Source organism: Streptomyces liliifuscus (genome assembly GCF_016598615.1).
In the GTDB taxonomy this organism is placed as follows: Bacteria; Actinomycetota; Actinomycetes; order Streptomycetales; family Streptomycetaceae; genus Streptomyces; species Streptomyces liliifuscus.
This window is the reverse complement of record NZ_CP066831.1, coordinates 9,576,368-9,597,854: the sequence shown is the minus strand read 5'-3', so window position 1 is coordinate 9,597,854 and position 21,487 is coordinate 9,576,368. Positions and strand designations below refer to the sequence as shown.

The 21,487-nt window shown below is 71.3% G+C and carries 21 protein-coding genes; 9 read left to right on the top strand and 12 right to left on the bottom strand.

What is annotated here, in order from left to right:
- Window positions 1-103 precede the first annotated feature (103 nt).
- From JEQ17_RS41815 to JEQ17_RS41805, 3 genes are all read right to left on the bottom strand, one after another.
- On the bottom strand, window positions 104-1,543 hold the full coding sequence (locus JEQ17_RS41815; RefSeq protein WP_200400116.1) for a tetratricopeptide repeat protein: 1,440 nt from the start codon (window positions 1,541-1,543) through the stop codon (window positions 104-106).
- A gap of 84 nt (window positions 1,544-1,627) precedes the next feature.
- On the bottom strand, window positions 1,628-2,578 hold the full coding sequence (locus tag JEQ17_RS41810; RefSeq protein WP_234048567.1) for a hypothetical protein: 951 nt from the start codon (window positions 2,576-2,578) through the stop codon (window positions 1,628-1,630).
- A 103-nt stretch (window positions 2,579-2,681) separates the two neighbouring features.
- Window positions 2,682-3,392 (bottom strand): GntR family transcriptional regulator, encoded by a 711-nt coding sequence (locus tag JEQ17_RS41805; protein WP_200400115.1) that lies wholly within the window; start codon window positions 3,390-3,392, stop codon window positions 2,682-2,684.
- A gap of 90 nt (window positions 3,393-3,482) precedes the next feature.
- Here JEQ17_RS41805 and manD point away from each other — a divergent pair, with 90 nt between their 5' ends.
- From manD to JEQ17_RS41775, 6 genes are all read left to right on the top strand, one after another.
- Entirely contained in the window at window positions 3,483-4,691 is a 1,209-nt protein-coding gene (gene manD, locus JEQ17_RS41800; protein ID WP_200400114.1) for a D-mannonate dehydratase ManD, read from the top strand.
- Complete coding sequence (locus tag JEQ17_RS41795) at window positions 4,688-6,133, top strand: mannitol dehydrogenase family protein (protein WP_267924814.1); 1,446 nt, start codon at window positions 4,688-4,690, stop codon at window positions 6,131-6,133. The genes manD and JEQ17_RS41795 overlap by 4 nt, the downstream gene beginning before the upstream one ends.
- Before the next feature lie 107 nt (window positions 6,134-6,240).
- Window positions 6,241-7,635 (top strand): MFS transporter, encoded by a 1,395-nt coding sequence (locus JEQ17_RS41790; protein ID WP_200400113.1) that lies wholly within the window; start codon window positions 6,241-6,243, stop codon window positions 7,633-7,635.
- Window positions 7,632-8,675 carry an L-idonate 5-dehydrogenase gene (locus JEQ17_RS41785; protein ID WP_234048566.1) on the top strand — a complete coding sequence of 348 codons (1,044 nt, stop codon included), beginning with the start codon at window positions 7,632-7,634 and terminating at the stop codon, window positions 8,673-8,675. Before JEQ17_RS41790 ends, JEQ17_RS41785 begins: the two co-directional genes overlap by 4 nt.
- A gap of 241 nt (window positions 8,676-8,916) precedes the next feature.
- Complete coding sequence (locus JEQ17_RS41780; RefSeq protein ID WP_234048565.1) at window positions 8,917-9,930, top strand: sugar kinase; 1,014 nt, start codon at window positions 8,917-8,919, stop codon at window positions 9,928-9,930.
- 113 nt (window positions 9,931-10,043) lie between these two features.
- A complete protein-coding gene (locus tag JEQ17_RS41775; RefSeq protein WP_200400112.1) occupies window positions 10,044-10,667 on the top strand; it encodes a bifunctional 4-hydroxy-2-oxoglutarate aldolase/2-dehydro-3-deoxy-phosphogluconate aldolase in 624 nt (207 codons plus the stop codon).
- Between the two features lie 30 nt (window positions 10,668-10,697).
- On the opposite strand, the gene JEQ17_RS41770 is transcribed toward JEQ17_RS41775, so the two are convergent.
- From JEQ17_RS41770 to JEQ17_RS41760, 3 genes are all read right to left on the bottom strand, one after another.
- Window positions 10,698-11,873: a cytochrome P450 gene (locus tag JEQ17_RS41770; RefSeq protein ID WP_200400111.1), complete on the bottom strand. Its 1,176-nt coding sequence runs from the start codon at window positions 11,871-11,873 to the stop codon at window positions 10,698-10,700.
- A 149-nt stretch (window positions 11,874-12,022) separates the two neighbouring features.
- On the bottom strand, window positions 12,023-12,970 hold the full coding sequence (locus JEQ17_RS41765; RefSeq protein ID WP_200400110.1) for a hypothetical protein: 948 nt from the start codon (window positions 12,968-12,970) through the stop codon (window positions 12,023-12,025).
- Between the two features lie 208 nt (window positions 12,971-13,178).
- Entirely contained in the window at window positions 13,179-13,646 is a 468-nt protein-coding gene (locus JEQ17_RS41760) for a peptidoglycan-binding domain-containing protein (RefSeq protein WP_200400109.1), read from the bottom strand.
- Window positions 13,647-13,980: 334 nt separating this feature from the next.
- Between JEQ17_RS41760 and JEQ17_RS41755 the strand changes: the two genes are divergently transcribed.
- Window positions 13,981-14,850 carry a peptidoglycan-binding protein gene (locus JEQ17_RS41755; RefSeq protein WP_200400108.1) on the top strand — a complete coding sequence of 290 codons (870 nt, stop codon included), beginning with the start codon at window positions 13,981-13,983 and terminating at the stop codon, window positions 14,848-14,850.
- Complete coding sequence (locus JEQ17_RS41750) at window positions 14,847-15,701, top strand: helix-turn-helix domain-containing protein (protein WP_200400107.1); 855 nt, start codon at window positions 14,847-14,849, stop codon at window positions 15,699-15,701. Before JEQ17_RS41755 ends, JEQ17_RS41750 begins: the two co-directional genes overlap by 4 nt.
- A 107-nt stretch (window positions 15,702-15,808) precedes the next feature.
- Here the strand turns inward: JEQ17_RS41750 and JEQ17_RS41745 are convergent, their stop codons facing one another.
- The 6 genes from JEQ17_RS41745 to pqqA are packed head-to-tail and all read right to left on the bottom strand — an operon-like array spanning window position 15,809 to window position 20,271.
- Window positions 15,809-16,936: a PQQ-dependent sugar dehydrogenase gene (locus JEQ17_RS41745; protein WP_234048564.1), complete on the bottom strand. Its 1,128-nt coding sequence runs from the start codon at window positions 16,934-16,936 to the stop codon at window positions 15,809-15,811.
- Window positions 16,937-16,976: 40 nt separating this feature from the next.
- The gene (gene pqqE / locus JEQ17_RS41740; RefSeq protein ID WP_200400106.1) at window positions 16,977-18,107 is read right to left on the bottom strand and encodes a pyrroloquinoline quinone biosynthesis protein PqqE; all 1,131 of its coding nucleotides are present in this window, start codon (window positions 18,105-18,107) and stop codon (window positions 16,977-16,979) included.
- On the bottom strand, window positions 18,104-18,511 hold the full coding sequence (gene pqqD / locus JEQ17_RS50950; RefSeq protein ID WP_407700123.1) for a pyrroloquinoline quinone biosynthesis peptide chaperone PqqD: 408 nt from the start codon (window positions 18,509-18,511) through the stop codon (window positions 18,104-18,106). Before pqqD ends, pqqE begins: the two co-directional genes overlap by 4 nt.
- Window positions 18,508-19,242 carry a pyrroloquinoline-quinone synthase PqqC gene (pqqC, locus tag JEQ17_RS41730; protein ID WP_200400105.1) on the bottom strand — a complete coding sequence of 245 codons (735 nt, stop codon included), beginning with the start codon at window positions 19,240-19,242 and terminating at the stop codon, window positions 18,508-18,510. Before pqqC ends, pqqD begins: the two co-directional genes overlap by 4 nt.
- Complete coding sequence (pqqB, locus tag JEQ17_RS41725) at window positions 19,239-20,129, bottom strand: pyrroloquinoline quinone biosynthesis protein PqqB (RefSeq protein WP_200400104.1); 891 nt, start codon at window positions 20,127-20,129, stop codon at window positions 19,239-19,241. Before pqqB ends, pqqC begins: the two co-directional genes overlap by 4 nt.
- Before the next feature lie 10 nt (window positions 20,130-20,139).
- Window positions 20,140-20,271, bottom strand: a complete 132-nt coding sequence (pqqA, locus tag JEQ17_RS41720; protein WP_200401989.1) for a pyrroloquinoline quinone precursor peptide PqqA — start codon at window positions 20,269-20,271, stop codon at window positions 20,140-20,142.
- 346 nt (window positions 20,272-20,617) lie between these two features.
- Here pqqA and JEQ17_RS41715 point away from each other — a divergent pair, with 346 nt between their 5' ends.
- Window positions 20,618-21,385: a class I SAM-dependent DNA methyltransferase gene (locus JEQ17_RS41715; protein ID WP_200400103.1), complete on the top strand. Its 768-nt coding sequence runs from the start codon at window positions 20,618-20,620 to the stop codon at window positions 21,383-21,385.
- Window positions 21,386-21,487: the final 102 nt, after the last annotated feature.

The window sequence follows — 21,487 nt, the reverse complement described above, 5'->3', positions numbered from 1 at the left end:
GCGCCCGCTCCGGGACCCCTCCCCAAGGCGGGTTCGCATAAGTAGGAGCGGGATGCCCCTGCCCACCGATGCCGACTCCTGCTTCGCCCGGCGGGGCTGCCGCTCAGCGGACGACCAGTGGCCGGAACGCGGAGCGCACGTCGGACTTCGACTCGCTGACGTACCTGGTCGTCGGCGGGCCCGAGTCGGAGTCGCCGGCGGTGAAGTACGTGATGAGGGAGGGGCAACTCGACCCGTTGATCTGGATCTTGCGCTTGGCGACGAGTTTGCCGGTGCGCACCTCGTAGACCTTCACCGGGATCGCGATCTTGTGGAAGGTCACGTATGTGGTGGAGCCGGAGGTCCGGCCCTGGTACGGGCAGGTGCGGACGGACGTTCCGAAGGTGTCCTCGCCCATGCAGACCACCAGGACGGCGTCGGCCGCGTCGGCGGCCTTCCAGGAGCCGGGGAGCTTGTCGGTGTAGTCGTCGCCGTATGTGTTGCCGGTGTAGAACAGCGCGCGGTTGGTGCCCTTGCCCATGGGCTTGGCGCCGCTGTACTTCGCCGGGCGGGAGCAGTACTCGGGCTGGGTTCCGGAGCCCGGTGCGAGCAGGCTGCGGACGTTGGCCAACTCGATGCTCTGGGTGGCCTTCCGGGCTCCCTTCCTGGCCTTGTCCGCCAGTTCGTCGCCGGGGTAGCGGTCCAGCAGCCGCTCGTAGTGCGCACGGGCGTCCTGCCAACTGCTGTCCGCCATCAGCTCGTCACCGCATCCGACGAGGGCGGCGGGCGCGGTACGCCGGGCCGTGTCGGCGGACCGGTCCAGTACGTCGTCGCTGCGCTTCCGGTCGCGGAGCCAGTCGGTGACGGTGACGGTGGTGCAGGGGTCCTTGGCGGGCAGGCCCCCGAGGAATCCGGTCAGGGTCGTCTCGACCGTCTTCTCGTTGCCGGGTTCGGCGAGGACGGAGGCGAGTGTGCCGAAGCCCTCGTCCAGGGCATCGGTGTTCCCGGTCAGCGCGGTGTTCAGTTCCGTCCGGGCCGACCGCAGCCGGTCGCATGCCTCTACGCTCTCGTCGCCGCGGGCGGACAGCGGGGCGTCGGCGACCCGATGTCCGAACCACACCCTGTCCTGGGCGCTCGACACCCCGGCGCAGTCGCCGCGTTCGCGGGCCTCGGTGACGCTCTCCTCGATCCTGGAGGCGTCGAATCGCAGGAGCGCCACGGCCAGCAGCACCGACAGCGTGATGCACAGTGCGACCACGCTCTGACGTCGCAGAGCGACCCCGCTGCCGCCCCTGCGCGCCAGGAACCACCCGTGGGCGACGACCGCGACCCACCACACGAGGACGGCGATCTCGTACGCCGGCCGGGCGGTCGAGACGAGCCGGGAGACGAGCACGACGGTGACGACCGCGGCCGCGGCGGCGAGTCTGCGCCGCCGCAGCATCAGGTAACCGACGCCGAGGAGTGAGGCGTTGCCGAGGGCGACGGCCAGCGGGTCGTGCGCCCGGTCCTCGGGAGGCATGGGTTCCGGCATTTCGGGCAGGGCATGCGTCGGTTCGTTCATCCTGGTCTCCCCCGGGTCGCAGAACGAGTCTCGATGTCGGCATGGTGCCGCCCCACCCCCGGGACCCCTCCCGGGGCTGCGCCCTCAGCGCATGAGCGCGCCGCGCAGTGTGAGGCCGTAGTTGGTACGCAGGCGGCGCAGTTCCCAGAGGCCCACCGCGGTGACGGACAGCGGCGCGCCGAGCGTGACGACGATCCGGACGGGCCCCGGCAGAGTGTCGTAGGCCCCTGTGAACATATCCACCAGTGCCATCTCCCACACGAGCGTGATGGCCAGCAGAGGCGGCACCGTCTCATGGATGTCCGCGGTGCGGAAGACATGGACGAGGGACATACCGATGCCGTAGAAGACGAACGGGAGGACCCAGACGATCGTGAGCAGCGTGACGACGACGGTGACCACCGTCATCACGGGATTGGTGGCGAACCGCCCGCTGACGAAGCCGGTGAGCACGGACGCCGGGAACACGAACATGGCGCCCATGATGGCCAGGATCGAACCGAAGGGCTTCGCGGTGCGGCGCAGCAGCTCCTGACGGGCCGGTGGCCGGGCCACGGCGATCAGCACCCCGACGGCCACCGGGAAGGTCGCCGCGAGCACAAGTACGTTGATCCAGGCCTGGTTTCCGCGGTCGCTCGCGATGTCCCCCGCGGACGCGGCGATTTTGTAGGAGATCGTCACCCACACGACGGCACACAGGCCGACGATGGTGCGGATCTTCTGGATGCGGGCGACCACCTCGTCGTCGACCCGGCCCGGCCGCGACGGCGTGAAGACCTTGCGCCCGACCGCGATGGGACCCGCGGTGCGCCACAGCCGCCCGAGCGGTCCCACGCGGCGCTGGGGCAGCGGCCCCGGGTACGGCGGGCCGGGCTGCGGAGGGTAGGGGTGCGGCGGGTAGGGCTGTGGGCCGTTGGGCGGGTAACCGCCGGGCGGCGGTGGAGTGTTGTACGGGTACGGGCCCTGGGGCTGCGGAGGCACATTGCCACCGTGCGGGTCGTACGGTGGCGGCCCCTGCGGGTTCCAGGCGTTCATCTCTGCAACTCCCCCGATTCGCGGCTGAAGTGACGGACGCGTCGCCGCAGTGTATTGGTTGCAGACGGGAAGTACTTTTCCGAGGCCGGGGCGGGCGGCGGGATCACTCCCAGACGACGACGTTGCGTCGCACGGGCACGGTCGAGGCGTCGGTCGCGAACAGTTCGGGCGAGTGCGCGCGGATGCGTTCGATGTCGCTGAAGACGGCCCGCAGGTGTGTACGCATGGCCGTGCGGGCGAGCTGGACGTTCCCGCCGACGATCGCCTCGAAGATCTCGTGGTGCTGGGCGGCGAAGACGGCCGGGGACACGTTCTCGTGCAGGCCGAGGCGGCGGGCCCGGTCCAGGTGGCCCTTGGCCGCCGCGACGGTGGTCCACACATTGCCGTGACCGCTCAGGCGCATCAGGCCCTGGTGGAACGCCTCGTCCAGATCGAAGAACTCCTCCAGGTCGAGGTCCGCCCGCTGCTGGCGGTTCAGGTTGCCCCGCAGTTCCTCGACGACCGCGGGGTCGAGCTGCTCGGGAAGGTCGTCGAGCGATGCGAGCTCCACCGCCTCCCGGAGGAACTGTGCGTCGGCGACCTGTGCGGGATCCACGCGTGACACGAACGACCCGATCTTCGGGAAGACCTGCACCAGGCCCTCCTGGGCCAGCAGGATCAGGCTCTCCCGCACGGGCGTGCGGCTGACGCCCAGCGACGCGGCGAGTTCGTTCTCCGAGAGGGCCGCGCCCGGGGGAAGTTCGAGGGTCAGGACCAACTGACGCAATTTCAGATAGATATCGCGCCGACTCGTCCGCCCGTTCGTTTGAGCCATGTGCACATCGTACGTAGGACGGCGACACAAGTATTGCCATGCTGCGCGACAGATGCTTGTATACAAGTACTTCGCGACCAAGGAGTACCTGTGAGCAAGATCGAACGCGTCGAGGTGTTCGTCGCCTCCCCCGGCCGTACCTTCGTCACGCTGCGCATCACCACCACGGACGGGGTGACCGGGCTCGGTGACGCCACGCTCAACGGTCGTGAACTGTCCGTGGCGAGCTATCTGCGCGACCACGTGGTTCCCCTGCTGATCGGCAAGGACCCCGCCCGTATCGAGGACATGTGGCAGTACCTCTACAAGGGTGCCTACTGGCGGCGCGGGCCGGTCACCATGACCGCGATCGCCGCCGTCGACACCGCCCTGTGGGACATCAAGGGCAAGACGGCCGGACTGCCCGTCTACCAGCTCCTCGGCGGCCGGTCGCGCGACGGCGTACTCGTCTACTCGCACGCCAGCGGCACCGACACGCCGTCGCTGCTGGACGACGTCCAGCGCTATCTGGAGCTGGGCTACAAGGCCGTACGGGCGCAGGCCGCCGTGCCCGAGGTCGGCGGCACGTACGGCGTGCGCAAGGGCAAGGTCTACGAGCCGGCCGCGACCGAGCTGCCGGACGAGCAGCCCTGGGACACCGAGGCCTATCTCGGCTTCGCGCCCACCTACCTGGAGGCGGTGCGGGAGCGGTTCGGCTTCGGTTTCCACCTGCTGCACGACGTGCACCACCGGCTGACCCCGATCGAGGCGGCCCGGTTCGGCAAGAGCGTCGAGGGCTGCCGGCTGTTCTGGATGGAGGACCCGACCCCGGCCGAGAACCAGGAGGCGTTCCGGCTCATCCGGCAGCACACCACGACGCCGATCGCGGTCGGCGAGGTGATGAACTCGATCTGGGACGTCCAGCACCTGATCACCGAGCAGCTCATCGACTACGTACGCACCACCGTCGTCCACGCGGGCGGGATCACCCATCTGCGGCGGATCTTCGACCTCGCCGCGCTCTACCAGGTGCGGACCGGATCCCATGGGGCGACCGACCTCTCCCCCGTCAGCATGGCGGCCGCCGTGCACGTCGACATCACCGTGCCGAACTTCGGCATCCAGGAGCACATGGGCCACCCCGACGAGACCGCCGAGGTGTTCCGTACGGGGGTGACCTTCGCCGACGGCATGCTGCACCCCTCCGAGGAGCCGGGCCTCGGCGTCGAGTACGACGAGAAGGCCGCCGAGCGCTTCCCCTACCAGCGGCGCTACCTCCCGGTCGCCCGCCGTCTCGACGGGTCGGTGCACGACTGGTGAGCGCCGACGACCTGTTGAGCCGTGAGTCCCTCCGCCGGCTCCCACCCGAACTGCGGCCCGCCGTCGATCCGGCCGAACTGCGCACCCGTGTCGTCCACTTCGGTCTCGGCGCCTTCCACCGGGCGCACCAGGCCGTGTTCACCGAGAACGCCGCCGCGCGCTCGGGCGAGCCCTGGGGCATCACCGCGGTCGCGCCCCGGTCGGCCTCGACCGTACGCGCCCTGCGGGACCAGGACTGTCTGTACTCGCTCACCGAACGGCGTCCGGACGGTCACCGCACGCGTGTCGTGGGCTCGGTCGTCGGTGCGCTGGCCATGGGCCCCGACGCCAGGACCGTCGACGCCCTGCTCGCCGACCCCGAGGTGACGGTGGTGACCCTCACCGTGACGGAGAAGGGCTATCACCGCTCCCCGTCGACGGGCGGGCTCGACACCGCGGCCGGACCGGTCGCCGCCGATCTCGCGGCTGCCGCCGACTGGCCCCTCACCACGGTGGTCGGACGGCTGGCCGCCGGGCTGGCCGCACGGATGCGGGCAGGCGCGCCACCGATCAATGTCGTGTCCTGCGACAACATGGCGGACAACGGCGCAGCGCTGAGTCGTGTCATCCACGACTACATCCGTGCGTCGACCTGGCCCGACCGCGCGGAGATCCTGGACCGGCTGGCCGAGTCCGTCGCCTTCCCCGCGACGGTCGTGGACCGGATCGTGCCCGCGACGAGCGAGGCCGACCGGGCGGTGGCCGGCGCCGCGCTCGGGGTGCGCGACGCCCTCCCCGTGACGGGCGAGCCGTACCGGCAGTGGGTGCTGGAGGACTCCTTCGCCGCGCCCCGGCCGCCCTGGGAGCTCGACGGCGCCCTGTTCGTACCGGACGTCGCGCCCTACCAGCTCACCAAGCTGCGACTGCTCAACGGCTCCCACTCGGCCCTGGCCTACCTCGGTGCGGCCGCGGGGCTCACCACGATCGCCGAGACCATGACGGCGGACTGGGGCGAGCGCCTCGTACGGTCGCTGTGTGCGGAGGTCGCCCCCACCCTCCCGGCAGACGGCCCCGATCCGGTCGCGTACGCCGACGATCTCGTCGTACGTTTCCGCAATCCCGCCATGCACCACCTGCTGCGGCAGATCGGCTCCGACGGATCGGTGAAGATCACCGAGCGCTGGCTGCCCGGTCTGCGCGAACTGCGGGCCCATGGCGCGAGCACCGCGGTCCTCGAACTCGCCCTGGCCGCCTGGGCGGAGAGCACCCGACGGGCCGACGCGCCCGCCGACCCGGCCGCCGAGGCGCTCGCCGCCTGCTGGGGGACCGCGACCCGCCCCGCCGAGACCGTACGCGCACTGCTGCGCGTGCTCGGCGCGGCGGATCTCGCGGGCGACGAGGCGCTCACCGCCTCCGTCGCGGACCGGCTCCCCGCCCTGCGGGCCGGCCGCGTCGAGATCTGATCCCTCCCCACAGGATCCCCAGCCCCTCCGCACAGCGTCCCCGGTCCCTCCCCACCGCCCCCTGCCCCCGTCCCCGAACATCGTTTCGCCGAACAATGGAGTTCACGATGAAGGACAGCGTCATAGCCGCTCAGCAGACGCCATCCGCTCAGCGCAGCACCCGTGATCTGACCCGGGCCGCCGTCTCGGGCTGGCTCGGCACGGCCATGGAGTTCATGGACTTCCAGCTCTACTCGCTGGCCGCCGCGATCGTCTTCAACAAGATCTTCTTCCCGGACGTCAGCCCGGCCATCGGGCTCATCGCCGCGATGGCCACCTACGGCGTCGGCTACGTCGCCCGGCTCGCCGGGGCCGTCTACTTCGGGCGGATGGGCGACCGGATAGGCCGCAAGAAGGTCCTGTTCCTCACGATCCTGCTGATGGGCGCCTCCACCACGCTCATCGGCACACTGCCCACATACGCCACCATCGGCATCCTCGCGCCGATCCTGCTCGTCGTGCTGCGCCTGGTGCAGGGCTTCGGCGCGGGTGCCGAGATCGCCGGGGCGACCGTGATGCTGGCCGAGTACGCGCCCGTACAGAAGCGCGGGCTGATCTCCTCGCTGGTGTCGCTCGGCACCAACTCAGGGACGCTCGCCGCCTCCGGACTGTGGGCCATACTGCTCGCCGTGCTCAGCGAGGACCAACTGCTGTCCTGGGGCTGGCGGTTGCCCTTCCTGCTGAGCTTCGTACTCATGATCTTCGCGGTCTGGATTCGCCGCAGCCTCAAGGAGAGCCCGGTCTTCGAGGAGCGCCCCGACGTGGTGGACGGTGTGGCGCTGGCCCGTGACGAGGTCGAGTCCGTGATCGCCACGGCCGACGAGCACAAGGGCAGTGTCCTGGCGGCGGGCATCCGCCAGCGCAAGGGCAAGGCGTTCTTCCTCGCGCTGGGGCTGCGCTTCGGCCAGGCGGGCAACTCCGGCCTGATGCAGACGTTCCTCGTCGGCTACATCGCCACCAACCTGGCGGTCGGCCGGTCCGTACCGACCGACGCGATCGTGTACGGCTCGCTGGTCGGCTTCGCCACCGTGCCGGTGGTCGGCCTGCTGGGCGACCGCTTCGGACGCCGCGTGATCTACCTCGCGCTCTCGCTGCTGACCGTCGTCCTCGCCTTCCCGGTGATGCTCCTCATCACCTCCGGCTCCACCCCCGGCGTGATGCTCGGCATGGTCCTCGGTCTGAACGTCGGCGTCCTCGGGCTGTTCTCGCTGGAGAGCGTCACGATGGCCGAACTCTTCGGCTCCCGCACCCGGTTCACCCAGCTCGCGCTCGCCAAGGAGATCGGCGGCATCCTCGCCACGGCGATCGGACCGGTCCTGGCGGCCACGCTCACGGCCGTCACCGGCAGTTGGTGGCCCATCGCGGCGATGCTCGTCGTCTACTCGCTCATCACCTTCGTCAGCGCGTACCTCGCGCCCGAGACACGCGGACGCGATCTGGTCCGACTGGAGGACGCCGTATGAGGGCGGTTGTGGTGCACGGTCCCGGCGACGTACGCGTCGACGAGCGGGCCCGGCCGGTGCCGGGCGCGGGTGAGGTGCTGCTGGCCCTGGAGTGGGGCGGGATCTGCGGATCCGACATCGCGTACTGGAAGAAGGGCGCGTCCGGCACCGCCGCGCTCACCCACCCGCTGGTGCTCGGGCACGAGTTCGCGGGCCGGGTCGCCGCGCTCGGCAACGGCGTCACCGGCCTCCGCGAAGGGCAGCCGGTCACCGTGCACCCGGCCCAACTGGTCGGCGACGGCGTCCTTCCCGAGCGGATCGCCGGACGGACCAACCTCTACCCGCGCGTCCGCTACTTCGGCTCGGCGGCCTTCGACCCGCACACCGACGGCGGGTTCAGCGAGTACCGGGCGGTTCCCGCGGCCCAGGTCCGGCCGCTGCCGGACGGTGTCGGCACCGAACAGGGCGCTCTCGCCGAGCCGTTGGCCGTCGCCCTGCACGCAGTGGGCCGGGCCCCCGAACTGCGCGGCCGTACGGTCCTGGTCAACGGCTGTGGACCGATCGGCTCCCTGGTCGTCGCCGCCGCGCGGTACCGCGGGGCGGGCCGGATCGTCGCCGCCGACCTCGCGTCGTCCTCCCTCGCCGTCGCCCGCGCCATGGGCGCCGACGAGACGTGCGACCTGGCCGCCGGCGACCGGCTGCCCGAGGACGTGGACGTGGTCTTCGAGGCGTCCGGCGCCCCGGCCGCGCTCGGTCCCGTGCTGCGGGCCACGGCCCGCGGAGGCACCCTCGTCCAGGTGGGCAACCTGCCCGGTACGGCGGTGGCCGCCGCGCTCGGCGACCTGGTGACCCGGGAGATCACCTGGATCGGCTCGTACCGGTTCGTCGAGGAGATCGACGAGGCGCTGCTCGCGCTCCGGGACGGCCTGGACGTGACCCCGCTGATCACCCACCGTTTCCCGCTGGAGCGGGCCGAGGAGGCGCTCGCCGTCGCCGCCGACCCGGGGAGCGGGAGCAGCAAGGTGATGCTGCGTCTCGCCACCGGGGGCACCGTGTTGTGACGCACGGCGGGTCCTTGTGCACGGAGTGCACGGACCTGTCTGTATGGACCTGCCTGCATGCGCCTGCCTCTATGGGTCTGCCTGTATGGGGGCCTGCCCGTCGCACCGGGCGCCTGCGGGCCGCTCGTTCGCAGCACCAGCCGCCCCGGCGCACCCCCGCCGGCCGTCTGTCGCCGCCTTCCCCCGCCCGCCCGTCACACCGTCAAGTCCGCAATCCCGCACCGTCCGCCAGGAGAATCCCGTGGCCCTGCCGTCCCCTCCCCCCGCCGCCGACAGCCAGGAGCCGGTGGCCGACGTCGTGTGTGTCGGCGAGACGATGGCCGTGCTCAGCCCGCCGGACGCCCGCCCGCTCGCCGAGCAGCCCGCGCTCAGCATGGCCATCGGCGGTGCCGAGTCCAACGTCGCCTGCGGACTGGCCGGTCTCGGGCACCGCGCCGCCTGGCTGAGCCGACTCGGTGACGATCCGTTCGCCCGTCGCATCCTGGCCGAACTCACCGCGCGGGGCGTGGACGTGAGCGCCGTGGAGACCGATCCGGAGCGGCCGACCGGCGTCTACTTCAAGGACCCGGGTCCGGACCGCACCCGTACGCACTACTACCGCGGTGGATCGGCCGCGTCCCGGATGGGGCCGGAGCTGGCCGGGCGGCCCGTACTCCGCCGGGCCCGTGTCGTGCACCTGTCGGGCGTGGCCGCGGCCGTCTCCGACAGCTGTGCCCGTCTGCTGGAGATGCTGCTCCTCGGCCGGGAGGGCCGCGCCGCGCGTGGTCCGGTCGTCTCCTTCGACGTGAACCACCGTCCCGCGCTCTGGCGAGACCGCGGCACGGACGCCGCGCAAAGCCTGCTGGCCCTCGCCCGCGCCGCGGACATCGTGTTCGTGGGACGGGACGAGGCCGAGGAGCTGTGGGGCACCGCCCGTCCGGACGACATCGCGGCCCTGCTCGCTCCCGCGCCCGTCGTGGTCGTCAAGGACGCCGAACACGGAGCTACCTCGTACGCGGAAGGGGTGCGGACGTTCGTGCCCTCGCTGCCCACCAAGGTCGTCGAACCGGTCGGCGCGGGCGACGCGTTCGCGGCCGGCTACCTGGCCGGCGTCCTGGAGGACCGCGACGAGCGCTCGCGGCTGCGCCTCGGTCATCTGGCGGCCGCCGCCGCACTGCGGACCCGGGACGACGTTCCCGTCATGCCGACGCGCACGGAGACCGACCGCTGCCTCGCCCTGGACGACGACGCCTGGGCCGCCCCGGCGCCACGCTGAGGAAACCGCCGGACAACAGCCCGAGGCAGGCCCCACCGATTCGAGCCCACCATTTCGGGCCCACCGTTTCGGGCGCCAGCGTTTCGCGCCCCGTCGAAGGAGAACTCCCGCCCATGACCGCCGACTTCCTCTCCCAGCTGTCGAAGGACCGCGTGATCGCCGTCGTCCGCGCACCGGAGATACCCGACGCGGCGGCGCTGTGCGCGGCCCTGCGTGCCGGCGGCATCCGCTGGATCGAGTTCACCCGCACCACGCCCGGACTCGCCGCGCACCTGCGACGGGCGGTGGCCGACGACGGGGACGGCATAGGCGCGGGCACGGTGATGACCGGCGAACAGGCCGAGGAACTGATCGACGCGGGGGCCAAATACCTCGTCACCCCCGGCTGCCGCCCGGAGGTGACCGAGGTGGCGTCGGCGGCCGGAGTGCCGGTCGTACTCGGCGCCCTCTCCCCCACGGAGGTCGGGCTGGCGCTCGACCTCGGCGCCGACGCGGTGAAGATCTTCCCCGCGCGTGCCTTCGGCCCCGGCTACCTCCGGGATCTGGCCGGCCCGTTCCCCGACGTACCACTGGTGGCCTCGGGTGGCGTCGACGAGGACAACGCGGCCGCCTTCCTCGCCGCCGGGGCGCGTGCGGTGTGCGCCGGTTCGAACGTCGTACCGCCCTCCCTGGTGGCCGCCGGGGACTGGCCGGAGATCACCCGACGGGCCCGCGCCTTCACGGACTCCTGTCGATGAGTCGATGAGTCGATGACGGCCGGGGCAGCCTCAGGCGGGACTGTCCCACAGCACACGCAGGGTGAGCGGTTTGCGGAAGACCAGACCGTACGGAGCGGTGGGGTGCTCCGGGTCGAGGCGCAGGGCGGGGAGGCGTTCGAACAGCCGCTGGAGCGCGATCCGGGTCTCCAGGCGGGCCAGGTGTGCGGCGAGGCAGTAGTGCGGGCCGTGGGCGAAGGCCAGTTGGAGGCGTGCGTTCTCGCGGCGGACGTCGAAGCGGTCGGGGTCGGGGAAGACGGCCGGGTCGCGGTTGGCGCCCGTCAGGGAGACGGTGACCAGGTCGCCCTTGCGTATCGTGGCCGAGCCGAGGACGGTGTCGCAGGTGGCGTAGCGGTCCACGACCGCCGCTCCGGGTTCGAGGCGCAGCGATTCCTCGATCGCGCCGTCCAGGAGGTCGAAGTCGGCCCGGACCAGGGCGAGTTGGTCGGGGTGGTGCAGCAGATGCAGCAGCGCGTTGGTGATCATTCCCTCGGTGGTCTCGATGCCTCCGAACATCAGGACCGCGGCGTTGGACGCCACTTCGGGCACCGCCAGCCGCCCGGCGGCGGAGACGAGGAGCGACGACGTGCCCCGGTCGGCGACGGTGGCCTCCACGGCGGCCCGTAGCCGCGCGTACGCCGCGGCCCCGTCGGGCGCCGCCTCATGTCCGGCGGTGATGTCGGAGACCGACCGCACGATGGCGTCGTACCAGGCGAGCACTGTGTCCGCGTCGGTGCCCACCAGGCCGAGCGCCTCGGTGACGACGGCGACCGCGAGCGGGCCGGCGAAGGCGCGTCGCAGGTCGACAGCACCGGTCGGTCCCAGTTCGGTGATGAGCCGCTCGGTCTCCCGCTCGATGAACGAGGCGAAGCCGTCACGGACCTCGCGCGGGCGGAAGGGCTGGTTGAAGGGCTCGCGGTGGCGAGTGTGCTCGTCGCCGTCCAGCGACAGCATGCTCGGCCCGACGACCTGCGCGGTGGAGAAGCGGGGGTCGTCGACGGTGAAGGTCGCCGCGTCCCGCATCACGCTCAGCGCGAGGTCGCGCCGGGTCACCAGCCAGCCGTCCAGTTCGGGCAGCCATGACACGGGCTCCCGCTCTCGCAGCTGCGCCAGTCGCGGATGCGGATCCCGGGCGAGTTCGGCGAGCGTGGTCGCGGCCCCGAGCGGGAAGGAGTCGGCGGCGCTCATCGCGTGGCCCGGCCGAGTACAGGAAAACGGATCATAGCCAAGGCTAACCGCTGAGCGCGGGGGCCGGGATCGGCCCCCGCACACCGTTCGCGAGGTCAGACGCAGTCACGGGGGGACGGACCGTCGTAGAGGTCGGCCCCCGGCCGACGTCAGGCGTAGTAGTGGATCGTGCCCCGCAGGGCCGCCTCCGCGCCCTCGCAGTGCTGGACGAATGTCCCCGCGAACGCCTTGACGGTGCCGTCGTCGTTGAGCACGAGCGTGGTCACCGTCAGCTCTCCGGTGATCGTGTTGCAGCCGCGTCCGTTGCCGCCCATGTCGAGCCCCGCGACGCCCGCGGCGGCGCTGCGCTCGGCCCGGTAGGTGCGCCCGGCCTCGAACTGCTCGCCGGTGGGCGGGGCGAGGGACGCGCTCCAGTACTCGCGCTTGCCCGAGACGCCGTACCGGATCCCGTCGGCGCCGCCGGAGAGGGAGAACGTGCTGGTGGCGCCGGTGTGGGTCTGGCTCAGGCCCTGGCCTGTGTAGTCACCGGCGTCGCTGGTGTAGGCGTACGACAGCGGGTGCGCCTGGTACTTGACTACGCCCTTGAGCGCGGGGGCGTCGGCGGACTCGCAGTGCTGGGTGTAGGTGGCGTCCAGGACGGTTATCGCGCCGGAGGCGTCCGTCTCCAACTGGTCGACCGAGAACTGGCCGTACACCTCGTTGCACCCGCGGCCGTCGCCGGAGACGTCGAGGCCCGGGGAGCGGCCGGTGCGGAACGCGGCCCGCTCGGCGTCGCGGTAGACACCGGGGTGCAGCTCCTCCCCCACCGGGGCCGCGAGGTCGACGTCCCACCAGGTGGTGTCCGTGGAGACACGGAACCGCACGTACTCCGCGGTGCCCCCGGCCGTGATCGTCGCGGTCGCCGGTGTGTAGGCGGCGCTGACGCCCTGGCCGATGTAGTCACCGGCCTGGCTGGTGTGGCTGTACTCGGTGACCGCCGCCGGTGTTCCGGCGGCCGCCGCGGCGGGCTGGGCCAGGGCTGTACTCAAACCGACCGTCACGGCCAGGCTCGCCAACGCGCCGGTCAGGACGCGTCGCCATCCAGTGCGTCTGCGCACGGATGCATCCCCCTCTGCAGTGGTGGGCGCCCCCGGTGGACACCCGCACCACAGTTGTAACAACCACCACTGACAACGAGAAGCGGCCTGTCCCCTCCCCCGTGAGAGGACAGACCGCGGTCCTCGCCTCAAAGCTCGACGATCCGACTCGGCGTCAGCTCCGGCTCCGGCTCTGGTTTCGGCTCTAGCTCTGGTTTCGGCTTCGGCTTCAGCAGGGGAAGAAGACGCTGTTGTCGTTGGCGAGGCGCTTGAACGCGGCCTTGGTCCCCGAACCGGCGATTCCGTCGATGGCGCCCGTGTAGCCCCAGTTGAAGGCCAGCTTGCGCTGCAGCGCCTTGATCGTGTTGGGGCCTACGATGCCGTCGATGGCACCGGTGTAGCCCCAGTACTCCTGGAGCCAGCGCTGGTACGCCTTCCAGCTGTTGGTGCCCAGCAGTCCGTCGATGGCGCCGGTGTAGCTCGCCGGCGAGTTCCTCAGGAAGCACTGCATGTTCTTGGCCTGCTGGGTGCTCAGGCCGAGGTTGTTCGTCGCGAGGATGGTGCTGTCCTGGGCGCTCACCGCCGGCTTCACGGCCGGTGCGGAGTCCGCGAAGGCGGCGCCCGAGCCCGCCAGGCCACCCGCGGCGATCCCGACGGCGGCGGTGACACCGACGATCGTCCTCGTCAGAGCTCGCATACTTTCCCCTCCGATGCTTCGGTTCCCTCTGTGCCCTCTGTGGGCGGAGCCGACCGTGTGGTCGGCTCGGCAATCAGACTGTGTGGCGGGCGGTGCGCCGCGCCACGACCACCGGGAAAGTGACGTCATCGCGGGACGTCCCACTCGCTGACCTGCGAGGACCTCACTCGCCGGGACGATCCCGCGGGACGGTTCCGGCCGGACCGCCGTGGCGGACGGTGGCCGATTCGGTACGGAGGCGGAACCGGTGTATGGGGCACATCGTGAAAGCTGATGCAGAATGCGCGGGAAATTGGACCGCTGACCATGGTCCGCGAACGCGAGTGGGGGGAACATGTCGCGTTGGAAAGCGCTGCCCGGAGAACTGGATCCACGTGTACGGCAGTTGGTGGTGCGCCTGCGCCGGCTCAAGGACCACAGCGGCCTGAGCCTGCGGCAGCTGGCGGCGAAGACGGGGTACAGCGCGTCTTCGTGGGAGCGGTACCTGGGCGGGCGGTCGCTGCCGCCCCGGGAGGCCGTCGAGGCGATGGCCCGGATCGGCGGTGACGATCCGACCCGGCTGCTCGCGTTGCACGAGGTCGCCGCCGAGGCCTGGGGAGAGGGCCACGGAGGCACGGCGGCACCGGAAGCATCTGATGCAACTGACGGGACCAGCGCGGCTGGAGCGGCTCACACGGTTGAAGCGGCTGGGGCGCTTCGGGCAGCCGGCGCCGACGACACCGGGCCGTACAGCCTGTCGGCCCCGAACGAGGGGACGCGGCACGGGCGTTCGCTGCGCGTCGCGCTGGTGGCGGGGTCCGTGGCGCTGGTGCTGGCCGTCTCCTCGGCGGTCCTGCTGGCCGTACGGCTCTCGGACGGCGACAGCAGGGCGTCGGCAACCCCTCTCGGCTCGGCCACCTCGTCCGTGTCGCCGTCACCGTCGCCGTCGGGGCCGCGTACGTACGCCTGCGAGGTGGAGCGGATCGACGGCCGCTGGTACGCGGGGAACAGCCGTACCCGGGACGCCGTACTGGCGGAGGGCCTCGCCGGTCCGGAGGTGGCCGAGGCGCAGTGTCTGCTGCGCAGGGCGGGCTTCGCCCCGGGGGTCGTCGACGGGATCTTCGGTCCGCACACCAAGAGCGCGGTCGAGCAGTTGCAGAAACAGGCGGGCCTCGTGGTGGACGGCATCATCGGCCGGCACACCTGGGGAGTGCTACGGCGATGACGCGCACGACGCCGTCGCCGGAACGTGCGCGACTGGCGGCCGCGCTGCGGGACCTGCGGACACGCACGGGTCTGAGCATGGTGGGCCTGGCGGACCGGACCGCTTTCAGCAAGTCGTCCTGGGAGCGCTATCTCAACGGCAAGAGCGTGCCGCCGCGCGAGGCGGTGCGTGAACTGTGTCGGCTCGCCTCCGAACCGGAGGGGCGATGTCTGGCGTTGTGGGAGATCGCGGAGTCGGAGTGGAGCGGGCGCGCGGCACAGGAACGGCGTTCGGACACGCCCTCGGAGGCGCCGCCGACGGCTCCGGAACCGGTTCCGGCCGAGGCGTCCGCTCCGGTTTCGCGGGACGACACGCGCGCCGGGCACAGGGGTGCGGCCGTGGCGGTGCTCGCGTCGGTGTGTGCCGTGGTCGTCGGCGGTGTGGCGATCACTCTCTTCCTCGTCCTGGGCCAGGACGCGCCACGCTCGTCCCCCTCTTCCCCGTCCCCGTCCGCCACCGGGCCCCGTTGCCGGGGAGCCGCGTGTGAGGGCCGGAACCCGATGGACATGAAATGCGGGGTCGGACCGCAGACCCTCGCCTCGCACCGCACCGCCTCGGGAGCGATGCTGGAACTGCGCAACAGCCGGACATGCGGGACGAGTTGGGCCCGGATGTGGGGAACGCGGATCGGCGACCGCCTTGAGGTGACCGCGGACGGCCGCCCACGTTCCGCCGAGGTGGAGGACCAGGCCGACGCGGCGGCGTACGTCTACACCCCGATGACCACCACCCGCTCCGGCTCTGTCGTACGGGCCTGCTTCCGCCCGGCGTCGGACGGCGAGGAGGAGTGCTTCGAGAGCCGTGTCCGCTGAGCGACTGATCGCGCGCCCGTCGAGCCCACCCGAATCGCACGCGCCGGGCCGACCGGCCGACCGGACCGGTCCGGGGAGCCGTCACCTCTCCGGACCGGCCACGGCGGTCAGCCCAGGGTCACCCGCAGGACGCGGTCAGCACCGTCCGGCTCACCGCCGTTGGCGTCGGCGTTGGTGGTCGCCAGCCACAGCTGTTCGCGGCCGGGCACCTTGACGACCGTACGGAGCCGGCCGTACGTACCGATGTAGTACGCCGTCGCCGTGCCCACGTTCTCGGTGTCGCCCTCGATGGGGATGCGCCAGAGGCGCTCGCCGCGCAGCGCGGCCATGTAGACGACGTTGTCGGCGATGGCGATGGCACTGGGCGAGGCCTCGCCGGTGGTCCAGGTCTTCTTCGGGTTGGTCATCCCGGCGGTCGAGCAGGTGCCCTCGCAGGTGGGCCAGCCGTAGTTGGCGCCGGGCTTGATCAGGTTCAGCTCGTCGAACCGGCTGTTGCCGAACTCGGCCTCCCACAGCCGCCCGTTGCGGTCGAAGGCGAGCCCCTGGGGATTGCGGTGACCGAGGCTGTAGACGTAGTTCCCGAAGGGATTGCCGGGGGCCGGCTGCCCGGAGGTGGTCAGGCGCAGGATCTTGCCGTTGAGGGAGTTCCGGTCCTGGGCGAGGGCCGTGTTCTGGGCGTCGCCGGTCGTGGCGTACAGATAGCCGTCGGGGCCGAAAGCCAGCCGCCCGCCGTTGTGGTAGCGGGCCTTGCTGATGCCCTGGAGGAGCACCGTGTAGCCGCTGAGCGAGGTGCCGTTGTACGTCATGCGGGCGATGCGGTTGCCTTCGGCGGCGGTGTGCATGAAGTACACGTAGCGGTTGGTGGCCCAGCCGGGGTCGACGGCCACCCCCATGAGTCCGCCCTCGCCGCCGGTGGTCTGGCTGTTGGGGACGGTTCCGACCTGGGTCTTGGCGCCGTCGGGGGTCACCTTCCAGACCCGGAAGTCGTCGCGCTCGGTGACCAGGGAGTGGGAGCCGTCGGGCAGCCAGCCGACGCCCCAGGGGACGGTCAGCCCGGTGGTGATGGGGGTGACGCCTGTCGGTACGCCGGCGACTGCCGCGGGGGCGGTGGTGTCGGCGGCGTCGGCCCGTGCCGTTCCGAGGCCGGGGACTCCCGTGAGCAACAGCCCGGTCAGGGACAGGGCCGCGCCCGCGGTCAGCGCTCTACGGGTCATGCGCTTGCTGGTCTTTCGCATCGGTCCTCCAAGTGGGGGTTGGAAGGGATCTGGTGGTGGGTCACACCCTCCGAGGGCCCTGCGGGGCGCCTCGCGGTGGATGGGAACGGGGGACCGTCGGCAGGGCGGCCCGCGATACGGGCGCGTCGACGAGTGTCCGTACGAGACCGTGGTCGGGGGACAGCCGGCACACGGGGTCGGTGCGGGAGGCGTCACCGGTGAGCGCGTACGCCTGGCAGCGGCAGCCGCCGAGATCGGCTTCCCGCTCGGGACAGGAGCGGCAGGGTTCGGCCATCCAGTCGGTGCCCCGGTAGCGGTGGAACGCGGGCGAATGACGCCAACTCCACTCCAGGGAACGGTCCTTGACGTTCGGGGCGCCGAGCCCCGGCAGTGTGGCGGCGGCCGGGCAGGGCAGCACCGTGCCGTCGGGGGCCACGGTCAGCGAGACGGCACCCCAGCCGCCCATACAGGGCTTGGCGATCCCGTCGATGTAGTCCGGTACCACCCACACCACGTCCAACCGTCCGGCCAGTTGCTCCCGCCGGGCCTCGACGACGGCCCGTGCCCGGTCGATCTGCTCCCGGCCGGGCAGCAGCCGGTCCCGGTTGACCAGCGCCCAGCCGTAGAACTGGGTGTTCGCCAGCTCGATCCGCTCGGCTCCCCAGTCGAGTGCCAGATCGAGGAGGGCGCCGATCGCGTCCAGGTTGTCCCGGTGGAGCACGACGTTCACGCCCAACGGCAGTCCCGCCTCCCGGACCAGGGCCGCCGCCTTCCGCTTGGCGGCGAAGGAACGGGTCCCGGCGATCCGGTCGGAGGCGGCGGATTCGGCGTGCTGCACGGAGAGTTGGACACTGCGCAGCCCACGGTCGGTGAGACCGGTCAGCCGCTCCCTGGTCAGGCCGACGCCGCTGGTGACCAACTGGGTGTAGATGCCCGCCCGGTCGGCCGCCTCGACGATCTCGGGCAGGTCGCGCCGCAGCAGCGGTTCACCGCCGGAGAGATGCGTGTGGACAACGCCGAGTTCCCCGGCCTGACGCATGACGTCGGCCCACTCGTCGGTACGGAGTTCGGCGGATCTGCGTACCAGTTCCAAGGGGTTGGAGCAGTAGCCGCAGTGCAGCGGGCAGCCGTGCGTGAGTTCCGCGAGCAGCGCCCAGGGAGGGGCGATGGGCGCGGCCGAGACCTCGGTCATCGAATCCAGCCCTCCTCACGCAGCCGCCCGAGGAACTCCGGAACCTCCGCGGCGACGGACGCGCCGGGATGGCGCTCGGCCAACTCCGCGACGATCGCGCCGACTTCGCGTCGGCCGTCGCAGAGCCTCAGGACGTCACCCGCGCTGCCCCGCAGCACGACCACGCGTTCCGGCATGAGCAACAGGTCGGTACCGCGCACCCGGTCGTGCCGGAGCATGACGGACCGGCTCAGCGCGGGACTCCAGTCCGCGGCGTCCGCGACGGCACCTTCGCCCGCGCCTCCGTTCTCGCGCTCGCCCGGGTTACCGCTCGCGCCCGGGTTCTCGCTCTCGCTCCCGTTCACGTTCTCGCTCCCGTTCGTGGCCGAGGTGCTGCCGTCGGAAGGCGTCCGTAGGGGTTTCACGGCCGCTCCCCCGACCCGTCCACGGCATCGAGCAGCGACCACAGCACGTCGCACTTGAAGGCGAGCGCGGCGACGGCCCGTTCCTGTTCCTCGCGGGTGAGCGCCCACCGTTCGACCAGTGCGAGCGCCTCGGCGCTGTCCCGGCTGCCCTGCTCGACACGGGTACGGAAGTAGGCGAGGCCCTCTTCCTCGATCCACGGATAGTGGTGTTCGAAAGCTGCGATGCGGGTGCGCATGATTCCGGGAGCGGACAACTCGGTGAGGGAGGCGGCGACGGCCTCCAACGGGGACCTGAGCCGGCAGAAGTTGACGTATCCGTCGACGGCGAGGCGTACCCCGGGCAGTACGTCCTCGGCCGACCACAGCCGTTCCCGGTCGAGCCCGGCCGCCTCGCCGAGCCGCAGCCAGCGCTCGATGCCGCCTTCTCCCTCGCGTACGCCGTCGTGGTCGACGATCCTGCGCAGCCACATGCGGCGCAGTGCCGGGTCCCCGAACTTGGCGAGGATCAGGGCGTCCTTGACGGGGATGTGCCGCTGGTAGTGGAAGCGGTTGGCGATCCAGCGGCGCAGCTCGGCGGGCGTCAGGGCGCCCTCGTGCATCCGTACGTTGAAGGCGTGGCGGTCGTGGTAGCGGGTGGTGGCGATGTCGCGCAGCCGCTCCTCGAACTCCGGGCGGCTCCAGGGGTTCTGCCGGTCCTGGGCGGTCGTGTCCCGTACAGGTGTTGTCGTCACAGCTCGATGACCATTCCGTCGGCGGCGACCTCTGTTCCCCGGTCGGCCAGTTGTTTGTGCCGGTCGTCGTCCGGGTCGGTCAGGGGGTTGGTGTTGTTGAGATGCGTGTACAGACAGCGGGCGCGCAGCCCGGTCATTCGGTGCGCGGTGCCGGCTGGGCCGTCGATCGGCAGATGTCCCATGCCGCTCGCGGTCCTGCTGGAGATCCCGGTGCGCACGGGCTCGTCCTCGTCCCAGAAGGTGCCGTCGACGATGACGCAGTCGGCGGCCTCCGCGGCCTCCTGCAGGGCGTCGGGCCAGGCGGCGAGGGCGGGACCGTAGACGAGGGTCTTCCCCGTGGCCGGTTCGCGGAGCACGAGGGCGACCACCCAGCGCGGGTCGTCGTCGCCCGTTCCCGCCGCGTACCGGGGGCGTTTGGCGGCGATGGGCACGGCGGAGGCCTCCAGCTCCGGGCCGAGCGGCAGCGGAGCCGTGCCCAACTCCCGCCAGAGCAGCTCTGTGTACGGTCCGAGGACGGCTCCGAGGCGCGGGCCGGCGAGCAGTGCCTCGCGCACCGGGGCGGTGGCGACCAGTTCCACGCCGTCCGCCTCGCGCAGCCGCGCGACGCCGAGGGTGTGGTCGAGTTCGGCGTCGGTGAGGACGACGCCCGCGACCGGCGTCTGCCGGGCGCCGGGACCAGGATGCAGTGCGGGGGTGTCCTCGATCTGGTCCCCGATGTCGGGGGTGGCGTTGACGATGTACCAGCGACCGGCGTCCGCTCGCACGGCGAGGGACGCGTGGCGGCGGCGCCGCTGCGGATGGGCGCGTGCCCCGGCACAGCCGGGACACGCGCAGTTCCACTGGGGCAGTCCGCCGCCCGCCGCGGTGCCGAGCACCTGCAGCAGCACAGCGGCGGGGTTACCGCGTGACCAGTGCGTACGCCGTCACTTCGAGCGCGGTGTCGACGACCTCGTACTCGGGTGACTGCCAGCCCGTCCCACCGGTGAAGGTGGCTCCCGACCGGTCGGGCGTCTCCTGGGCCCTGCGGATCTCCTGGGGTTCCCGGATCTCCTGCATGTCTGTTCCTGCCTTCCTGCGTGGGGGTTCAGGATCGAACAGATCATTACTGGTGCACCTGGACAGACTGGACACGGCGTTCATAAGAGTGCTTCGCGTTCAGTCCTCTGCTCCAGCATCACCATCTGACGGAACACGGTCAATCACTCGAACCGAACCGAATCAGATCCGGCCCGATCCCGATCACCCCGATCACCCCGATCACGATCGACCCGATCCCATCGACGCGATCCTTCGAACACTGCACGGCCCGGCCCGTCGCGCGCCGGAGGGAAAATGCGTCGACACCGCCTCACCGTGCCCGGCAGAGTGACTGGTCGTGACGAGCAGTGAGCTGTGGACCCGTGCGACCGCCGACCGCTACGACGCCGAGGAGAGCGAGAGGTCCTCGACCGCCTTTCTGGGACCGACTCTCGCCTTCCTCGCCGACCTCGCCGGAGACGGCCGGGCACTGGAGTTCGCGATCGGAACGGGACGGGTGGGCGTCCCGCTCCGGGAAAGCGGCGTGCCGGTAGCGGGCATCGAGCTGTCCGAACACATGGCGGCCGTCCTGCGACGCAAGATCGACGAGGAGACGCTCCCGGTCACCATCGGGGACATGGCCACGACCGTCGTCCCCGGCGATTTCACGCTGGTCTACCTCGTCTACAACACCATCTCGAACCTGCTCACACAGGACGAGCAGGTCGAGTGCTTCCGCAACGCCGCGCGTCATCTGACGCCCGGCGGCCGATTCGTCATCGAGCTGGGCGTGCCGCCGCTGCGGTTCCTGCCGCCGGGGCAGGTTGCGGTGCCGTTCGACGTGTCCGAGCGGCATCTCGGCTTCGACACCTTCGACCTGGTCGAGCAGATCCTCGTCTCGCACCACTTCACCCGCGAAGGCGAAGGCGAGGGGGAGAGCGACGGCGAGGGAGATCGATACCGTCGCGGCAGTTCACGGCACCGGTACGCGTGGCCGGCGGAGCTCGACCTGATGGCCCGGCTCGCGGGGCTCGAACTGGAACGGCGTGTCGCGGACTGGTCCGGGGAACCGTTCACCGAGGACTCCGCGAAACACATTTCGGTGTGGCGCAAACCGTCGCTGTAGGCTCGAGTCCACCTCGGTTGTAGTCCACTTTCCCAAAGGGATGCGACTCCCGCTCCCGGAAGAGGCCCGCGGCCTCCTCGCCGGGTCGGAGACGGCGGTTCG

Bases quoted from the DNA above. Each gene is read 5' to 3' on its own strand.
- JEQ17_RS41755 (WP_200400108.1), top strand. From the start codon at position 13,981: ATGTCGCGTTGGAAAGCGCTGCCCGGAGAACTGGATCCACGTGTACGG.
- JEQ17_RS41770 (WP_200400111.1), bottom strand. From the start codon at position 11,873: ATGAGCGCCGCCGACTCCTTCCCGCTCGGGGCCGCGACCACGCTCGCC.
- JEQ17_RS41815 (WP_200400116.1), bottom strand. From the start codon at position 1,543: ATGAACGAACCGACGCATGCCCTGCCCGAAATGCCGGAACCCATGCCT.
- JEQ17_RS41790 (WP_200400113.1), top strand. From the start codon at position 6,241: ATGAAGGACAGCGTCATAGCCGCTCAGCAGACGCCATCCGCTCAGCGC.
- JEQ17_RS41810 (WP_234048567.1), bottom strand. From the start codon at position 2,578: ATGAACGCCTGGAACCCGCAGGGGCCGCCACCGTACGACCCGCACGGT.
- pqqE (WP_200400106.1), bottom strand. From the start codon at position 18,107: ATGACCGAGGTCTCGGCCGCGCCCATCGCCCCTCCCTGGGCGCTGCTC.
- JEQ17_RS41745 (WP_234048564.1), bottom strand. From the start codon at position 16,936: ATGCGAAAGACCAGCAAGCGCATGACCCGTAGAGCGCTGACCGCGGGC.
- JEQ17_RS41760 (WP_200400109.1), bottom strand. From the start codon at position 13,646: ATGCGAGCTCTGACGAGGACGATCGTCGGTGTCACCGCCGCCGTCGGG.
- JEQ17_RS41775 (WP_200400112.1), top strand. From the start codon at position 10,044: ATGACCGCCGACTTCCTCTCCCAGCTGTCGAAGGACCGCGTGATCGCC.
- JEQ17_RS41805 (WP_200400115.1), bottom strand. From the start codon at position 3,392: ATGGCTCAAACGAACGGGCGGACGAGTCGGCGCGATATCTATCTGAAA.
- JEQ17_RS41785 (WP_234048566.1), top strand. From the start codon at position 7,632: ATGAGGGCGGTTGTGGTGCACGGTCCCGGCGACGTACGCGTCGACGAG.
- JEQ17_RS41750 (WP_200400107.1), top strand. From the start codon at position 14,847: ATGACGCGCACGACGCCGTCGCCGGAACGTGCGCGACTGGCGGCCGCG.